The 17,950-nt window shown below is 46.1% G+C and carries 12 protein-coding genes; 6 read left to right on the top strand and 6 right to left on the bottom strand.

From position 1 onward, the window contains the following. Positions 1 to 73: 73 nt before the first annotated feature. The 6 genes from PV783_RS16445 (at position 74) to PV783_RS16420 (ending at position 9,194) form a co-directional block, all read left to right on the top strand. Positions 74 to 670, top strand: a complete 597-nt coding sequence (locus PV783_RS16445; RefSeq protein WP_159454166.1) for an RNA polymerase sigma factor — start codon at positions 74 to 76, stop codon at positions 668 to 670. An 88-nt stretch (positions 671 to 758) separates the two neighbouring features. Next, positions 759 to 1,757: a FecR family protein gene (locus PV783_RS16440; protein WP_420988793.1), complete on the top strand. Its 999-nt coding sequence runs from the start codon at positions 759 to 761 to the stop codon at positions 1,755 to 1,757. 304 nt (positions 1,758 to 2,061) lie between these two features. Beyond that, positions 2,062 to 5,319 (top strand): SusC/RagA family TonB-linked outer membrane protein, encoded by a 3,258-nt coding sequence (locus tag PV783_RS16435; RefSeq protein WP_420988792.1) that lies wholly within the window; start codon positions 2,062 to 2,064, stop codon positions 5,317 to 5,319. 19 nt (positions 5,320 to 5,338) lie between these two features. Beyond that, complete coding sequence (locus tag PV783_RS16430) at positions 5,339 to 6,727, top strand: RagB/SusD family nutrient uptake outer membrane protein (RefSeq protein WP_420988791.1); 1,389 nt, start codon at positions 5,339 to 5,341, stop codon at positions 6,725 to 6,727. Positions 6,728 to 6,737: 10 nt separating this feature from the next. Next, the gene (locus PV783_RS16425) at positions 6,738 to 7,772 is read left to right on the top strand and encodes a thioredoxin-like domain-containing protein (RefSeq protein ID WP_420988790.1); all 1,035 of its coding nucleotides are present in this window, start codon (positions 6,738 to 6,740) and stop codon (positions 7,770 to 7,772) included. 15 nt (positions 7,773 to 7,787) lie between these two features. Further along, entirely contained in the window at positions 7,788 to 9,194 is a 1,407-nt protein-coding gene (locus PV783_RS16420; protein ID WP_420988789.1) for a TlpA family protein disulfide reductase, read from the top strand. Between the two features lie 69 nt (positions 9,195 to 9,263). Here PV783_RS16420 and PV783_RS16415 read toward each other — a convergent pair whose 3' ends face one another. The 6 genes from PV783_RS16415 to PV783_RS16390 all read right to left on the bottom strand — a co-directional run bounded on the left by PV783_RS16415 (position 9,264) and on the right by PV783_RS16390 (position 17,895). Then, a complete protein-coding gene (locus PV783_RS16415; RefSeq protein WP_420988788.1) occupies positions 9,264 to 9,740 on the bottom strand; it encodes a hypothetical protein in 477 nt (158 codons plus the stop codon). A 134-nt stretch (positions 9,741 to 9,874) separates the two neighbouring features. Further along, positions 9,875 to 10,489, bottom strand: coding sequence for an alpha/beta hydrolase (locus PV783_RS16410; protein WP_420988787.1), 615 nt, complete (start codon positions 10,487 to 10,489; stop codon positions 9,875 to 9,877). Between the two features lie 10 nt (positions 10,490 to 10,499). Beyond that, positions 10,500 to 11,435 carry a ring-cleaving dioxygenase gene (locus PV783_RS16405; RefSeq protein ID WP_420988786.1) on the bottom strand — a complete coding sequence of 312 codons (936 nt, stop codon included), beginning with the start codon at positions 11,433 to 11,435 and terminating at the stop codon, positions 10,500 to 10,502. 142 nt (positions 11,436 to 11,577) lie between these two features. Continuing rightward, positions 11,578 to 12,966 (bottom strand): RagB/SusD family nutrient uptake outer membrane protein, encoded by a 1,389-nt coding sequence (locus PV783_RS16400; RefSeq protein WP_420988785.1) that lies wholly within the window; start codon positions 12,964 to 12,966, stop codon positions 11,578 to 11,580. 11 nt (positions 12,967 to 12,977) lie between these two features. Further along, positions 12,978 to 16,598, bottom strand: a complete 3,621-nt coding sequence (locus PV783_RS16395) for a SusC/RagA family TonB-linked outer membrane protein (RefSeq protein WP_420988784.1) — start codon at positions 16,596 to 16,598, stop codon at positions 12,978 to 12,980. Positions 16,599 to 16,779: 181 nt separating this feature from the next. Then, positions 16,780 to 17,895, bottom strand: a complete 1,116-nt coding sequence (locus PV783_RS16390) for a FecR family protein (RefSeq protein ID WP_420988783.1) — start codon at positions 17,893 to 17,895, stop codon at positions 16,780 to 16,782. Between the last annotated feature and the right edge of the window lie 55 nt (positions 17,896 to 17,950).

Genomic DNA, 17,950 nt, shown 5'->3' with positions numbered 1-17,950 from the left:
GGAAATAAGATCACTGCCGGGAAATGAGCCCTTTATACCCTGAAAATTTATGGTTAATATGTTAACTTTGTGTATGCAAAACAGAGAATTAGGGGAGGATAAATCGCTGTTATTAAAAGTAGCCGGTGGTGATCAACGAGCATTTCGCCTAATTTTCGATGCCTATAGCAACCGGGTGTTTACATACGCCTTCAGGTACCTGAAATCAAAAGAACTTTCTGAAGAAATTGTACAGGAAGTATTTGTAAAGATCTGGGTAAAAAGAGATGGCTTACCCGAAATAGGCAATTTTGGGGGATTTATCAGAACCGTTACCAATAATCTCACCTTAGACGCCCTGAGGAAACGGGCCCTGGATTACAAAACCATCAATGAAGGCAAACACAAATGGTCTGACCAGGACAATGCCACCGAAGAGGATATCATGCTTAAAGACTCCCGGGCTTATATGGCTATGGCAATAGATCAGCTGCCCAAACAGCAGAAACTCGTTTATCAAATGTGCTACATAGAAGGACTAAAACAAAAAGATGTAGCAAAAAAACTTAATATCTCCCCTTTAACCGTAAAGGTGCATCTCAGGGAAGCTGTAAAAACATTAAAAGCACATCTTAAGGACGGTAATTCCCTGCCCCTGATCTCGCTGGTGCTGCTCGGGATATGTAAATAATTATTTTTTTTCTCCCCCTACTCCTTTTCCAATTTTGGTTCGTCAGATATTATAAAGGGCTTTGAACAACCTGTTCAACAAGAGTTTTATGAAAAAAGAGCGAATCGAATATTTGATTAAGAAATATGCCGGCAACACCATCACCAGTGCTGAAGAGGCCGAACTTATGCAATTCATAGGGCATAAGGACAATGATCTTAATGAAATAAGGGCTTTGATGGAGGAAACCTGGGATGACGGCACAGAGCAATTAGTGTTGGATAATCAGGCGGCCGACCGGATTTTTGAGCAGGTAGTAAAATCAGACCAGCCCTCCCGTATGCGATGGCTCCGGCCCTGGATGGGCTGGGCTGCAGCATTTGTCCTGCTCTGTTTCGGAACCACTTTCTTTTATCCAAAGTATTCCGGCCAACAAAACACCGCTGATCGTTTCCCCGTGGTAAATGCCATTGCCAGATCAGAACATAAAAAGATCGTACTACCAGACGGAAGCACTGTTATACTGAACAACAATAGTACACTGGAATATCCTGAAAAATTTACCGGACCCACCAGAACAGTGACGCTGAAAGGCGAAGGCTACTTTGATATTCTGCACAATCCGGCCAGCCCGTTTATTGTACAATCAGGAAAACTGAAAACAACCGTATTAGGCACCGCCTTTAACATAAAAGCGCTGAATGGCAACGATGAGATTATCGTAACAGTGACCAGGGGCAGGGTCAGCGTGGCCGATGAGCATAAAGTATTGGGAATCCTGGAACCCAATGAACAAATGGTTTTTCATACCGGTGACAAGAAGCCCGACCTGGTTAAAGTGCAGGCGAAAGAAATAGTGCAATGGCAGCAAAACGATTTGTTTTTTGAGAATATTACGATGGAAGAAGCAGCCGCGGTACTTTCTCAAAGGTTCAATACCAGAGTCACCTTCTTAAATGACCAGGGAAAAAACTGTCGCTTTACAGCCACCTTCCTGAAAGGGGAAAGTCTTGATGAAATCATTAAAGTCATTACATCCTTTAACGATGCAGAATATAAAACCTTGCCAGGGGAAATTATAATCTCCGGAAAAAATTGCAATAATTAACAATCAATTACCAACCAACTCACGAATCAACCAATTATCAGGCTGCCAGTCGGCAATTAATCATTATTAACCAAAAGATGAGGAAAGAATTATATCACCTGCGCATTTGATAGAAACTCCCTGTCGCTAAACAGGGAGCTGTAATTGTTTTGCTTCAACGCTAATTGGAGCAAATTGTTAAACAATTTGGAGAATCATTTAAACATTTAAAATTATGAAATTTTCTGCACAACCAGCAGAGGGAGGAAAAGTCTGTCCTGACCTTTCTACTTTTAATAACTCACGATACATAATTCGTCAGATTATGCGTTTAAGCTTGATTACAGCTATTATCACTTTTGCAACGGTTCAACTGATATCGGCGACGCCTGGCAACGGGCAGGGCACCTCCAGGGTAGAAGTGATGGTAGAACTCCATAACGAGTCCGTTTTTTCAGCCATTAAAAAGATAGAACAGCAAACTGATTTCCGGTTTGTATACCGCGATAAAGATCTGGCCGGCCTTAAAGACTTTAATCTCCCACTCGGGAAACGCTCTGTCAGAGAGCTATTAGACCTGCTCTTTGATGCTAAAGATTTCCGGATAACAGAGCTAAACAACAAGATCCTGATTTCCCCGGCAGAGAAAAACCCTGCCGGAACTGCACAGGATATCCGGGTGATGGGAATTGTGATGGATGAAAGCGGAGACCCGATACCCGGTGTTACCGTGCGGGTAAAAAACAACAACAGCCTCAGTACAGCTACCGATCAGAATGGCCATTTTAATATCACCATTCCGGAAACCGGCAGCAGGTCACTTCTTTTTAGCTATATCGGTTATAAAACCCAGGAAATTGACCTGGGGAACCAAACTTCTGTAAGAGTAGTGCTTTCACCGCTTGCAGGCAGTTTGAATGAGGTAGTAGTGATCGGTTACGGCACCTCTACCCGTAAAGACCTGACCGGCTCCATCGCAAGGGTGAACTCAAAAACCATACAGGACCAGCCTGTTGGCAATGTGATCAATGCCCTGCAAGGCAGGATGGCCGGCGTTGAAGTATCCCAGTCCAACGGATTACCTGGTTCAGGCACTTCCATCAAAATACGCGGACAGTACTCTATCAATAGTGGTGTGGAACCACTGTACGTGATAGATGGTGTTCCTTTCAATTTTAGTTTAAGCGTTTACCAAACAGGCTCCAATGGTACCGTAAACCCGCTGAACAGCCTGAATCCCGGTGATATTGAGAGTATAGATGTATTGAAAGACGGAGATGCTACGGCCATTTACGGCGCCAGAGGAGGCAACGGCGTTATTCTGATCACTACTAAAAAAGGGAAAGCCGGTAAAACCAAACTGGATCTCAACCTGAGTTCCGGCATCGGGAAAGTAGGCAATAAAATAGACATGCTGAATGGCGAACAGTATTTAGCCCTGCGTAAAGAAGCCTTTGCCAATGACAAGGTAACACCTACTACGGCTAATGCCCCTGATTTAACCACCTGGAGCCAGACTAAGTTCAGAAACTGGCAGGATGACCTGCTGGGCGGCACCGCGCGCTACACGGATGCACAGGGAACATTGAGCGGCGGCAACGAGGATACCCATTTTGCCTTTAGTACCGGTTATCATCATGAGGGCACTGTTTTCCCCGGAAGTTTTGCGGAAGACAGGATCTCAGCAAGACTGAACATTGACCATACTTCAAAAGACAGGAGATTTTATGCGTTAATATCTGCCGCCTATTCTTATGATAAAAACAATTTACCAACAAGAGATCTAAGCAGTTATTATAATCTTCCTCCTAACTATGATCCTTATACTTCTACCGGGGCATTCAACTTCTCCCCGCTTATACAGTATAATCCATATGCCCTGTTGGCACAGAAATACAAGGCGGCCACAGCAAACCTGATCGGCAACATGAGCCTGAGATACAGGATTCTTCCGGGATTGAGCCTGAAAGCAAACCTGGGCTATACTTCTCTTAATTTTGACCAGAATGCGCAGTTCCCATCTTCCACACTTAATCCGTCGTACTTTGCGGCTGTAAGCAATGCGGTGTTTGGCGCTACTTCCGCAAGATCCTATATTGCAGAACCCCAGCTGGAATACATTAAAGATCTTGGAAAAGGTAAACTGACGGCGCTACTGGGTAGCACTTTTCAATCCAATACCAGCATCACCAACACCACTACCGGTAACAACTACAGCAACGATGCCTTATTGGGTAGTATGGCGGCAGCAGGAACGCTTTCCGCGAGAACCGCCTACGATAATTATAATTTCAGCTCTGTTTTTGGAAGAATCACTTACAACTGGCAGGGTAAATATATTCTGAATGCTACCATGAGAAGAGATGGTTCCTCCCGTTTTGGCCTGAACAATGAATTTGGAAACTTCGGTGCAATAGGCGCCGCGTGGGTATTCTCAGAAGAGCCGTTTGTGAAAGATCAGTTCTCCTTTTTAAGCTTTGGTAAATTACGCGGCAGTTATGGTGTTACAGGCAATGATCAAATCCCCAATTATCAAAACCTGGCTACCTATACGGCCAGCGGATCTACCAGCGGATATCAGGGAATAACGGTACAAAATCCGTCAAGGCTCGCCAACCCGGATATCAAATGGGAAAGTAACAAAAAAGCAGAACTGGCACTGGAACTGGGTTTCCTGAAAGACAGGATACAGTTCACTGCTGCTGCATACCGGAATACAGTAGGTAACCAGCTGTTGTATATTTCAACACCCGGACAAGTGGGCTTTACAAGCTATCTGGGGAACTTCCCTGCCACCATCCAGGCGCAGGGACTCGAGTTTGAGCTGAATACGAAGAACATTGAAAGAAATGATTTCAGGTGGTCTACTTCATTCAATTTCACCATCAACAAATCAAAGATCTCCAAATTCGATAACCTCGCCAGTTTGAGCTTCTATGCCAATCAGTTTATGGTAGGCTATCCCGTGCCGTTTAGCAGGCAGTACATTTTTAATGGGATAGATCCCAATACCGGGATAGTTACCTATCAAACTGCCAATCCAAATGGCATCCCCTCTTACCTGGTGGATCAGCAACCAACGCCTATTGGTAATCCATACTATGGCGGTTTAAGTAATAATTTTACCTATAAGCGCTTTGAATTAGGCTTCTTCTTCCAGTTCAAACATCAGAATGGCTATATCAATGGCGTAGCAGGATCTCTCGGCTCTATGAACAACCAGAACACCACTACACTGGACCATTGGAAACAGCCGAAAGATAATACGCAGTTTGGCGCACCAACGGCCAATTCAAGTAATCCGGCATATAATGCTTACAGCTTCTATTATAACAGCTCCACCGCATTTTATGGCGATGCGTCCTGGCTGAAGCTGAAGAATGTGAACCTGGCTTATAATTTCCCAAAACGTTGGATTACGGCTGCAAAGCTGGCTAATCTGAGAGTATATGCCCAGGCACAAAATGTTTTTACGATATCGAAATACAAAAATGCATTTGATCCTGAAATGGGAGCTGGTCAAGGGGGACCAGGAATGCCGGCACTGCGTACTATTGTTTTTGGTTTGAATGCTTCTTTCTAACACTAAACCTGACATCAACATGAAATTACTTTCCATACATAAGATCTGCCTGGTTGTAATACCGGGAGTGTTGCTCTCCACCGCTTCCTGTAAAAAATTTATTGAGGTAGATGTACCGATTGACCAGGTGAGCGCTGATAAAGCTTTCCTCAATGATGCAACAGCGCTGAGTTCTGTTCTGGGCCTGTACGCCAACGGTAACCTGCTGCCCGCCAGCGGAAGCACGGAAAACTCTTTACTGGGTGCTGCCACCGCCCTCGGTGGCGCAGCGGCGGATGATATCTACCTGAGTTCCGCTACTTACCTGGACGAGTTTAAAACCAATACCATCTCTACCTCCAGCGGATATGTAAACAATACCTGGAACTACGCCTATGCGGTTATTTTTGCGGCTAATTCAGCTATTGAAGGACTCAACAGCTCTACTGGTGTATCTCCTGCGGTGAAGCAGCAATTGCTTGGTGAAACGTATTTTATGCGCGCCTTCACTTATTTCTATCTCACTAATTTATATGGAGACGTACCAAAGGTAACCAGCACTGTAAATAGCGTGAATTTAACATTGCCCAGGGCGCCACAGGCAGAAATATATGAGATGATCATCAGCGACCTGAAAATCGCGCAAAACAACCTGGCAGATGCATATCCGTCCGCACAACGGGCCAGGGCCAACAAAGCCGCCGCCACTGCGCTTCTTTCCCGGGTGTATTTATACATCAAAGATTACGCAAATGCGGAGGCGCAGGCAACAACGGTGATCAATAACAGCGCTTATAAACTGGAAAGCCTGGACAGTGCTTTCCTGAATACCAGCAACGAAGTGATCTGGCAACGTTTTACTTTTTACGGCTACTCTATTTTCGGCCGTAATTTTGTTCCGTCAGGCACCACGCCCAACTATGTGATTTATCCAACACTGGCGGCCAGCTTTGAATCTGACGATCAGCGCATGGCTAAGTGGCTTAAACCACTTCCGATAGGTAATATTACCTATTACTATCCTTATAAGTACAAGCTACGTGACGCCACTGCCGGAAATGAATTTAATGTACTGCTTCGTTTGGCAGAACAATACCTGATCCGGGCAGAAGCCAGGGCGCAACTCGGTAAAGTAACCGGGGCAGGCAGTGCAGCAGAAGATTTGAATATAGTAAGAACCCGTGCAGGTCTTACCGGTACAACAGCCAACACCCAAAGCACCATGCTGCTGGCAATTGAAAAAGAACGGGCGCATGAACTGTTTGCTGAACTGGGCCATCGCCTGTTCGATTTAAGAAGAACAGGCAGGGCTGACGCTGTTCTTGGCCCGCAAAAACCAACCTGGAAGTCCACCGCTGTGTTGTTCCCGGTACCGGCCAATCAGATTTTATACAATAAAAATCTTACTCAAAATCAAGGTTACAACTAATCCGACAGGCATGCTAACAAAAATAAACAGGCAACTACGTTTGCTGACAGCAATCATTTGCTGCACCATAGGAGTACAGGCACAGCAAAGTGATACGAAAGTTAAAATGCTTGGAGAGCCCGCCCCTCCCCTGTACATTTCCAACTGGCTCAAGGGAGATAAGATAACCGCTTTTGAAAAGAACAAAGTATATGTGGTTGAATTCTGGGCTACCTGGTGCCAACCCTGTATCGCCGGGATGCCCCATCTGTCGGAGCTGGCGGAGAAATATAAAAAAGAAGTGACCGTGCTGGGCGTAAGCATCCATGAACGCAAAGAAACCACTTTGCCGATTATAGAAAAATTTGTTGCCGGGATGGGGGAAAAGATGGACTACAACGTAGCCACCGAACAGGGTACCCTGATGGCGGAGAACTGGATGAAAGCATACGGCGAGCGGGGAATCCCCTATTCATTTGTGGTGGACCAGCAAGGAAGGATTGCCTGGGCCGGCCCACCCAAAAATCTGGACAAAGTGCTGCCCCAGATCATTTCAGGCACCTGGGATATTAAAGACGCCGCCGAAAAAAGAAAGGAATGGCAACGGCTGTCAGTCATCGACAACAACCTTGTACCAATTATGAATCCTCTCATGGGGAACCCGGGAAATCCTATTGGCGCCTTAAAAAGAATTGATTCAATTCTTGCCAAAAATCCGGAACTCAAATACTACCCTTATACCGGCCATTATACTTTTTATGCTTTGACTAAAACAAACCCTGAAAAGGCGGTGGAATTTGGAAAGGAATGGCTCAAACACAACGACTATCCTCGATTTTCAACTGTTACAGACGCGGTCACAGGAAAAGACAACCTGCCGGCATCTCTGTATATACTGGCAGCCGACTGTTATCAGTCGCAACTCGATCTTTACCCCTGGAGTATGGACTTTCCGGCCACCTATAAAAAAATGGCGGAACTATATGTAAAAGCAGGGAACAAAGAGAAGGCGGCTCAACTGCTGAAGAAGGCTGATTCTACAGAAGTCAAAAAAACAGATCATTAATTTAATTCGCAGAAAATGAAGTATCTGAAAATATGTTTCTTATTATTGATCACCACAGCTGCATTTTCGCAAAACCGTGGCCCCGTTGATCCTAAACTCACGGAGCTGTTAAACCAGAAAGATTCCGTCCAGCTGGAAAAGAAACTGGAAGCACTTTCTAAAAGCGATGTAGAAGAAGATCTGAATTTATTGGTTTCTTATTACAATACTACACGCAATCAAAATAAGAGAGATTCCATTGCACGGCTTTCTATCCGGAAATTCCCTGACGGCTTTGCCGCTTTTGATGAAGCTTTGGGAGAGATCTATAATGAAACCAATGGTGCTGAGAATGAAAAAAAGTATAAGCTGTTTGTGTCACGGTTTGGATCAAACCCAACGCTTAAAGGACATTTCTTTTTCGATGCGGCTAAATATTATGTAGCGGTTTCTTTCAGAAACAATCCCGGGAAAGTGATGCAATACCTGAACCAGATCCGGGACACTGTTTATAAAACCAAAGCATTCTCATACGCGGCAAGGGATGCACGGAAAGAGTACGTGCTGGCAGAAACCCTGATCAAAAAATCTATTGGCGATGAAATGCGGAGATCCGCCGAAAAGTCGGCTGATTACTATACTTACGCGAGGCAATACGCAGCTATCCTGTATGCCAATAAAAAGTATAAAGATGGCTTGAAATATGCCCGCCAGGTGTATGCGCAGGACGATAAAAAAGACAAGACGTTCAATGACACTTATTTAAATTTATTGGTAGCCAACCGGGAGTTTACCGAAGCCTTCCCCTTAATGGAGGAAAGCATCAAAAACGGGAGGGCTTCACAGGAAGTAAAGGCACAGTTTAAAAACGCCTATATCACGGTAAAAGGAAGTGACCAGGGCTTTGTGGCCTATGAGCGTGCGCTTTATGACGCACTGAAAGAAAAGATTAACGCTGACCTGGCAAAAAAAATGATTAAAGAACCGGCCTTCGACTTTTCGGTAACGGATGTAAACGGGAAAACGGTTTCCCTCTCCGATTACAAGGGAAAAACAGTTGTCCTGGATTTTTGGGCTACCTGGTGCGGCCCCTGTAAAGCTTCCTTTCCCAACATGCAGGCCGCAGTGAATAAATTTAAAGATGACAGCAGTGTAGTGTTTCTTTTTATTCATACCTGGGAAACAGATGCTGATCCTGTGAAGAGTGCAGACAACTACCTGCGAACCAACAAATACACTTTTAATTTGCTGATGGATCTAAAAGACCCGGTGGCTAAAACCAATAAAGCGGCCGCAGGATACAAGTTACAGGGCATCCCGGCAAAGTTTGTGATTGATAAAAATGGTATGATCCGTTTCCGTTCCCTTGGTGGAACTTCTTCGGGGAGCGATGCTTTTGTAGAAGAGATGAGTACGATGATTGATTTGGCAAAGCACGGGTAGCATAAACGGTTATAAATGAAGAAAGAGGGACTGAAAAAATCAGTCCCTCTTTCTTTTAATAGCTTGTGTCTACTTCGCCGGTTGCCTTATTTTAAAAAACTGCAACACCAGCCCTACCACCAGCAGCCCAAGCAAAACCTTAATGCAGGTCTGCACAATGGGAGAAGTAGGTCCGTCGGATAGCGGATGCCCTACCGGCACACGTAATAACGTTTCGTTGACTGCCGGTATCAGGGAAAGGAACAGGGTAAGCGTCATACAAAGTACCTGTATCAGCAACAACCCCCTTTTCCTGGCCGCCTGGCGCCCCAGCAAATAGGCAACCCCAAGTAAAATAAGGATCAGTATCCCGATACCATGGCCGGGATTAAAGCCCCCTTCTTTGGAAAGCCCAAAGGAAGTAACACAGGCGATAACAGTAAGTATACTGTATATTTTGCCCGTGCCGGAAAAAGGATTGATAATACCCTCCTTTATCAATGCCGCTATGGCAAATAATAAAGCAATAACAGCGATAATGGTGTGTACAATACCTAAAATACTCATAGGAAAAAGATCTAAAGGTCAATAAAATGGTAAACTTCTATTTCTGGATTCTTAATAACAGTTTTATAGATGTCCTGGTTCATTCACTGACCTGCCCTACTTAAATAAGTAACTCCCCCCTTTAGCGCGCCCGGTTATGCGCCAAAAATTAATTTGTTTACCTGCGCTATTTCCTGGCGGCTGATCGTATGACCCATATTTTTGTAAATGACTTCAGTTACTTTTGCACCCATTCCCTCCAGCAATATAGTACTTTCTTTCACCCGGTTCACAGGTACATGAAAATCCGGATCACTGCTTCCGATAAAAATCGGCGTACCATCAAAATCACCCTTATAATTGTTGTGGTCAACGTGATCGCCTATAACCCCACCGGTAAAAGCAACTATGCCACCAAATCTTGCGGCATTGGATGCGGCAAATTCCAGTGTAAGACAGGCTCCCTGCGAAAATCCCAACAGGAAGATCTGTGATTTTGAGAACCCTTTTTCTTCAAGATCCTGTACGATATCTTCCAAAAAACTCAGGGATCCAGAGAGAAACGGCTCATTTGCTGCCCTGGGCGCCAAAAACGATTGCGGGTACCAGCTATTGCCTTTCGCCTGGGGAGCAATAAGGGCAAATGCAGCTGTATTCAATTCCGCCGCCAACGATAAAATATCCTCCGCTGAGCCTCCGCGGCCATGTACCATGATCAAAACCTTTTGTGCGGCCTCCAGGGGCTTTCCGGCTTTCAGTATTTCCTGCATAACTTTTTCTTTAACTCAATTTTGGAAGCACTTTTTCTAAATCCTCTCTCAGATGCGCATGTTGGTGAGGCAACATCAAATGGGTCCCCAGCTCATTTAAGGGTTCATCCACTGTGAAACCCGGGTTCTCTGTGGCGATTTCAAAAAGCACCCCACCCGGCTCCCGGAAATACAAAGAGAAGAAATAATCCCGGTCGATTTTTGGCGTAATCTGCAGGTTCCTGCTTAATACTTTCTCCCGGACTTCCATCTGCACCTGTTCATCTTTTACGCGGAAGGCCACGTGGTGGTTCGTTCCTGCCGCGCCTATGCCTCTCTGGCCATCCGGAACTTCCAATAAATCTATGATAGCTGCGGTATCCACGGCGTCTGTAATGAAACGGTGCCTGTTGCCTTCCTGCGAAAGAAAACGGTAGCCCAGGATATCGGTGAGCACTTTCGCGGTTTCGTCAATTTTCCGTAACGTCAGCGTGGTACTGTGGAACCCTTTGGTAGCTGTATCTTTCTTAATCTCATCGGTTTCCCAGGGCGCCCTGTTATCTTCGGTTTTAGGAACAATAAGGCTTAGCGACAAGCCATCCGGATCACGGAAAGAAAAAAACTGCTCTCCAAAACGCTCCGCGATTTCGCTGGTCTTTACCTGCTTCTTTGCAAATCGGTCTAACCAAAACTCCAGGCTTCCGGCCGGAACAGCATAGCCTATTTCGGTAGCCATCCCCACACCTTCGCGTCCCTGCCCGATTCCTTCCCACGGAAAAAATGTAAGGATAGTTCCGGCAGACCCGCTTTCGTCGCCGTAATAAAGATGATAAGTTCCGGGGTCGTCGAAGTTAACTGTCTTCTTCACTAACCTCAGGCCAATGGTCCGGGTATAAAAATTTAAGTTCTCCTGTGCACTACCAGCAATGGCGGTAATATGGTGCAATCCTAAAATGCTGTTGTTCATAATGACACGCTTGTATTCAAGAAGCATACCATCACATATTCCTCTTTAAATCAGCACGTTAATACAAATTAGCTTTTTAAAAAAATACTATATATCGTAAATTTATGAATTCACGTGAAGCACGCTGTTATTGTGTATCAGGCTACCGGCTGTTTTGCGGCAGTTTAGAATTGGTGATCACTTCCTGCGGTATCAGCAGCGTATAACGGGGATCATTGGCAGGCAGCGTATACACCGTTCCATTCACCACGCGGGAAAGATTCTTTGCAAAACGGTTGTCTTTATTCAGCCTTCGCAGATCCGTCCACCTGAGTCCTCTCATCAGTAATTCCTTACGACGTTCCAGAAGAATCTTAGTAAGGACATCGGTTGCGTTACTCACGGTAAAGCCGGGGTATGTTCCGCTCACCCAACGGGTAGCGAGTAAAGTATTCATGTCGTTTACGGCGTTGGCGGTTTGTCCCGCGCGGGCATAACATTCTGCCCGTACCAGGTATAACTCATCTACAGCAAGCCCATTAAACAAGGCAGATGAACCCACTGCACCCTCGTAGTTGCCAATAAAGCGGTAAGTGCCTGAAGGCACGGGCACGTCCAGGTTTTCCTTAACGAGCAATTGCTTCCGCAGGTCATCGTTTTGATAGGCACTGATTATCACCGGGTCAATCAATGCTTTATTTTCGTCACCAAAGCCCACTTCGAGTACACTGTTTTGGTGATCAATAACCGCATGGAATATTACTTCCTTATTGAAACGCGGGAAAGGATTATAGCTGCCCAATTCGAGTGTATTATAATCAAGCAGGTCGCTTTTGAGCTTCAGCGCGGCATCTGCAGCGGATAAGGCATTGGGATAATCTTCCATCGACAAATAAACACGCGCAAGCATGGCCAGTGCGGCCGCTTTGTTGGGCCGGGAAGAGATACTGGAGGTATTGCTGAGCAAACCGGCTGCCTGGGTAAGATCATTTACAATGGCGTCATATGTTTCTTTGACCGTTCCCCTGCCCGGAACATCGTTGATATCTGAACGGGTATGGATAGGCAAACCCGGTTCCTGCATGGTAGCGGCGCCATAGGGCTTAATATACATTTGTGCCAGCGGCCATAAAGCATAGGCACGCAGAAATAAGGCGCTACCCTGCAGGTTGCTGATCACTGCCGGCTGATCTGTTCCCTTAATTTTCTCCAGCGCTTCCAGCACCAGGTTACAGTGATAGATCTTATTATAAGATGCTACCCACTGTGTCGACGCTGCACGGATCGCGTTAGGCTGCCACGTATACAGCGCTTTATCTTCCAGTGTAATCACATCTGAATTATAACGGTTATCATCCAGGTAATAATCATCTGCAGCAATCTCCCCGTCTACCGGGTAGTTGATGTTGAACAGATCATAATTATCCAGTATCAGCTGGCAATCTTTTGTTGTTTCAATAAAAGACTGGGACCCGCTTTTCTTGATGTCTACATACTTTTCACAAGCGGTAACAGTCAGCACACACACAATAAGAAGAATATATTTTTTCATGACTCGTACAATTAAAAGTTAGTTGAAAATCCCAGGCTGTAGGTACGCGGTAAAGGATAATCGAATACTTCCGGGTCTATCCCTTTATCATTGGCGCGCCAGATGATACCCAGGTTGCTGATATTGGTATACACCCTCGGATCTTTGATACGGCTGCCGGGCTTTACTTTCAGGGTGTAAGACAGGTTAATCTCCTGTAATCTTATATGATCCCCTTTCACCACATTGATGGCGGAGTAATAGTAAAAATTGTCCCGGTTGGGGTTACCGGTCGACATAACGGCCGACGGTACGTTGGTACCCGTTTCATCGCCCGGGCGCTGCCACCTGTGGTTATATTCTTCTCCCTGCAAACTATTACCGGAATACAGGTTGCCATAGTTAATCACCTGCGCTAAAGGCCGGCGTACGTAATAACCCAGCTTGTAAAGCAGGTTGGCTGATAAAGCGAAAGAAGCGTAACTAAAAGTATTTCTGAAAGAACCATAGTACACCGGAACAGCACTGCCAAAATACTTCAGGGTGCCCAGCGGCGCATTTTGAATAGCTTTATAATTGTTGTCGCCTTCAATAGAATTGGATATAGTTACTATGTTACCATCCAGGTATCCACGCGGGTCACCGGTTTTGGGGTCCAGCCCTGCCCACTGATAACCAAACAACCGCGATAAATCATAGCCTTCGTTATAGGAACCAGTACTGTTGCTTACCGCGGCGCCAGCCTGACTGGTAGCCGTTGCAAACAGCTTCGTCACTTTCACCCGGTTGTAGGCAAACAACAGGTTGCTGTTCCATTTGAATGAGCCTGCGCTCACGTTCAGCGAGTTGAGCGTAAGCTCCACGCCATGCCCCTGCAGGTTGCCGGTGTTGTAATTGATATTGGTATATCCGGTGCTCGGGTCCAGCGCGCCACCGGCAATCAGGTCGGTTGTTTTTTTGTTGTAGTACTGGATATTACCGGAAAGCCTGTTGCCTTTGAACTGAAAGTCTACACCGATATTGAGCACGCCTGTCCGCTCCGGACGCAACTGGCTGTTGGTGATGCCGGTGCCGAAGGAGGTATATGCATACGGAAGATTATTGGTGCCATTAAGTGTAGAATAGGTAATCAATGGCCTTGCAATAATCAATGGGTTTACGTTTCCATTATAACCATATGTGGTTCTCAGGGTCAGCGAAGGCACCAGCTCCCAGTGGTAAAAACTTTCATTATGAATATTCCAGGCGCCGCCTACAGAATAAAATGGTGTCCCTTTCTGATTGGTACCGCGGCCAAACTCACTGGAGAGATCTTTACGTACACTTGCTGAAAAGGTATACCTGGCATCAAACGTATAGGCTGCATTGGCGTAATAACTGAGGGTACGCACTTTATTGTCAATAAACCCGGTGGAAAGATTGGGAATATATTCACCATTATACCCGCTGAAGTCTTCTGCAAAAGCGATCGGTATCATGGTTTTAAAATCCAGTTTATTATTGGTGTATAAAGTGCCTTCATCATAGCCGTAGTAACCGTTGGTGCCGGCAAGGCTGTAGGACTGGGCCATATCGAAACCTGCAATGGCCGACAACTGGTGTTTTTCTTTCCAGGTATGGTCAAAGTTTAACTGTCCCCGGAAAGTATGATTGCTGGAAGTTGTTTGCAGGATGGTGTATTGGCCGCCTAAAGGCAGCTGGCGGTTATAGGGCTCCACCGGTTCCAGCGTCCTCGGGTCTACAGAGGCCGGCGAAGTGGTGAAATAATTGATCATATTCCTCATATAAAATGAGTTTTGGCGATAGAGGGTATTATCATTATTTCTGCCGGTGTTATAATTATAGGTGAGCTGTGCGGTAAGGCCGTTTGCTACCCTGTAATTGGCGTTGATGCCCAGGTTCAGGTTCTGCGATTTCAGCCTGTTGTATCCTTCATTGATATCGTTAAGCGGCACATAGCGATAGCTTAAAAATTTATCGCCATACTCCTTTTCCACTGCGGCGGCAAAACCCTGGCGGTAAATTTTGGCCAGTTCCAGGTAATTCCCCTGGTCATCGGCTAAGCGTGAGTAGGGATAAAAGGTAGCGTCAGTGGCGCCTGTTATCCTGTTCTGTGGGGCCTGTTCATGGTAGTTCTGAACATTATAAGAAATATTGCCCTGCAGTTCGAGTTTTTTAAGAGGTTTAACGGACATGGAATAACCGAGTGCGATCCGGTCGTAATCAGAATTTTTTGTATTGTTGATCGTCTTGTCCCATCCGCCGGACAGGCGGTAGTTAAAGCGTTCGGCGCCGCCGTCTACTGCCAGGGAATAACTTTGGGTAACGGCATTGCGCAGAAAATATTTATCATAGTCCTTCCTGATATCATTCTTTCTTAAAGCATCCAGTTGTGCATTTGCCTGCGCATCGGTGAGTGTGTGTTTAAACTTCCAGGCATCCACAATCTCTGCTACGGGCGATTTTATTTCCTGGCCATATAGGTGGGAGATACTCAGGTCAGGCAATGGCCTGTTCTGCTGTTCAAAATAAGCCGCCTGCGCATCTATATAATCAGAAACGCTCATCGTTTTATTATAGAACAGGTCTACCTTCTCCGTGATGTTAATGTTGCTGTTGAAGCTAACCCGCGGTGCACGGTTGTACGACCCGCGCTTCGTTTTAATAACAATAACGCCGTTGGCTGCACGGGAGCCCCAGATAGAGGCAGCGGCGGCATCTTTCAGGATGGTTACGCTCTCCACATCATTAGGGTTTACCCGGTCGATAGAATACGGGCTGGCAATACCATCGATCACCACCAGTACCTGGCCGCTGTAGTTGCCGTTCAGGTCTGCGCTTACTGCATCATTCAGGGTATTTTTACCACGAATGGTGAGGTTAGCCAGCGGAGATTGCCTCGCATTGGGTGAGGCCGAATTGATGGGACGAAGGTCGTTACGGAAATCAAGTGACGTGGTAATCCCTTCCAGGCGCCGGATCAGGTTTGGATCATTACTGTGTTGCAGCTGTTCTTTGGAAATAACTTCAAAAGATCCTGTGGCCCGCTCCCTGGGCAGTTCCTGCAAACCTGTTGAAACGATGGCCACGCCCTTCATTTCAATGGAAGATTGTTTTAACAGCACATTGATGGCTGTTCTGCCTTTTACAGCAATGGTATCGGACTGGTAACCGATGTAAGAAAATATCAGGTGGCCATCATCGGGTACCCTTAGTATTTTGTAAAGCCCACCCTGGTCCGTTGCCACGGATACCTGCGTACCTGTAAGCCGGATGGTTGCCCCGGGAAGGCCCACACCCTGGCTGTTGGAAACGAAGCCGGTTACATCCACAAAATTGATGCCCTGTGCCGGCGAGGCTGCCGGCTTTTCTCTCAGTATGATGGTGTTGTCATCAATAGTGTAGGACAGCGGCTGGTCTTTTAATACAAGATCCAATACCGTTCTGATATCAGCAGCCTGTATGTTGATACTTACTTTACCCGTATTTTTCAATAGCTGGGTAGTATACACAAAATCATAATTGCTCTGCTGCTGAATTTTTGCAATGATCACCCGGAGAGCTACTTCTTTTTCCCTGAGTGATATCTGTTGCGCAAAGCTGGCCGATGCACTAAAGAGCATAATAAACAGTAAGCATGACGTCAATCGCATAGGCCGCCGGAGTTTACGGGCATGCAGATGATGCATACCGGATTTCATCGCATAATTTTTATACATTTGTCGTGTTTGGTTGATAGTTGATACAATCAGGAATTTTATTGACAATACTGCCAGGCGCCAGCCAGTTGTGTGCAACCACATCTGGCTATTTTTTTAACCCCGCAGCGGTTTATTATTTGGTGACGATAATTTTTCTTCCCACAATTTTAAAATGTACCTTATTGGTCAGTTCCAGTTTTCTTAATACCTGTGAAACATAGGCACGGCTGCTTACCCTTCCGCCAAAATCATCTGTTGGCAGCTCCCCTTCATACACCACTTCCATATCATACCAGCGGCTTATTTTGCGCATGATCGACTGGATCTTCTCATCCTGGAAAACGATATAATTGTTTTTCCAGCCGATGGCCTCGCCTGTATCTACCTGGATGGTTTTAATCCCTGCATCGCTTCGTTGCGCCTGCTCTCCGGGCTTCAGCACTATGTTACCGATACGTATGCTGCCTTCCAGCAGGGTTGTTTTGGTAAGCGCTTCATCGGCATAGCTGTTGATATTGAAATGTGTTCCCAGCACTTCTACTTTTTGTCCGCGGCTTTTTACGATAAAGGGTTGTGCTTTATTTTTTGCCACCTCAAAGTATCCTTCTCCCTGCAGCTCCACCTCCCGTTGCTGTTGCCCCCTGAAGCTGGAAGGAAACACCAAACGCGAAGCAGCATTGAGCCAAACGATGGAGCTATCGGGCAATATCAGCCGGTAGGTGCCTCCTTTGGGTGTTTGCAGGGTCAGCATCCGGATACTTTCACTTAAAGCGGCATCTATCTTTGTATTATCATCATACCTCAAATCGTCGCCGTTCACCGCAATACCCGTTCTGGAAGAATCCAGCACCATCATGCCACTGCCGGCGATAGATAACGTTGCTTTGTTGGTGCCCGGAGGGATGTCTTTTTTACTCTCCGCCAGCTGGCCAACAGAAATTGCCGGCGATTGCGCAGGCCGGTAAAGAAAATAAGCGCCGATACCAATCACTAATGCAGCAACAGCTGCCGCAGCCACCAGGTTGCGCCGCCGGCCTGACAGGCGTTTCACAGGCCGGTATTCATTTTCCAGCCGTTCCCATACCTGGTCAACGGAGGCAAGCCGCGCTATCATATCAGGCGCCGCGGCGCCTTCCTCCTGATAGGTTAAGTACCATGATTCCAACAACGCCAATTCCTCCGGGGTGGCTTTTCCAAGCCTGTAATGCTCCAGCATGGTCCGGATTTGTTGTTCGGTTAGTTCGCTCATAACTTGCGTATATTATGTAAGACAATCAACATCCCCACAGGAGGTATATCTTTTT

The sequence above is a fragment of the Chitinophaga sp. CC14 genome (assembly GCF_048957795.1).
Lineage (GTDB): Bacteria > Bacteroidota > Bacteroidia > Chitinophagales > Chitinophagaceae > Chitinophaga > Chitinophaga ginsengisegetis.
The sequence above is the reverse complement of the archived record's forward strand: the minus strand, read 5'-3'. Positions and strand labels throughout refer to the sequence as shown.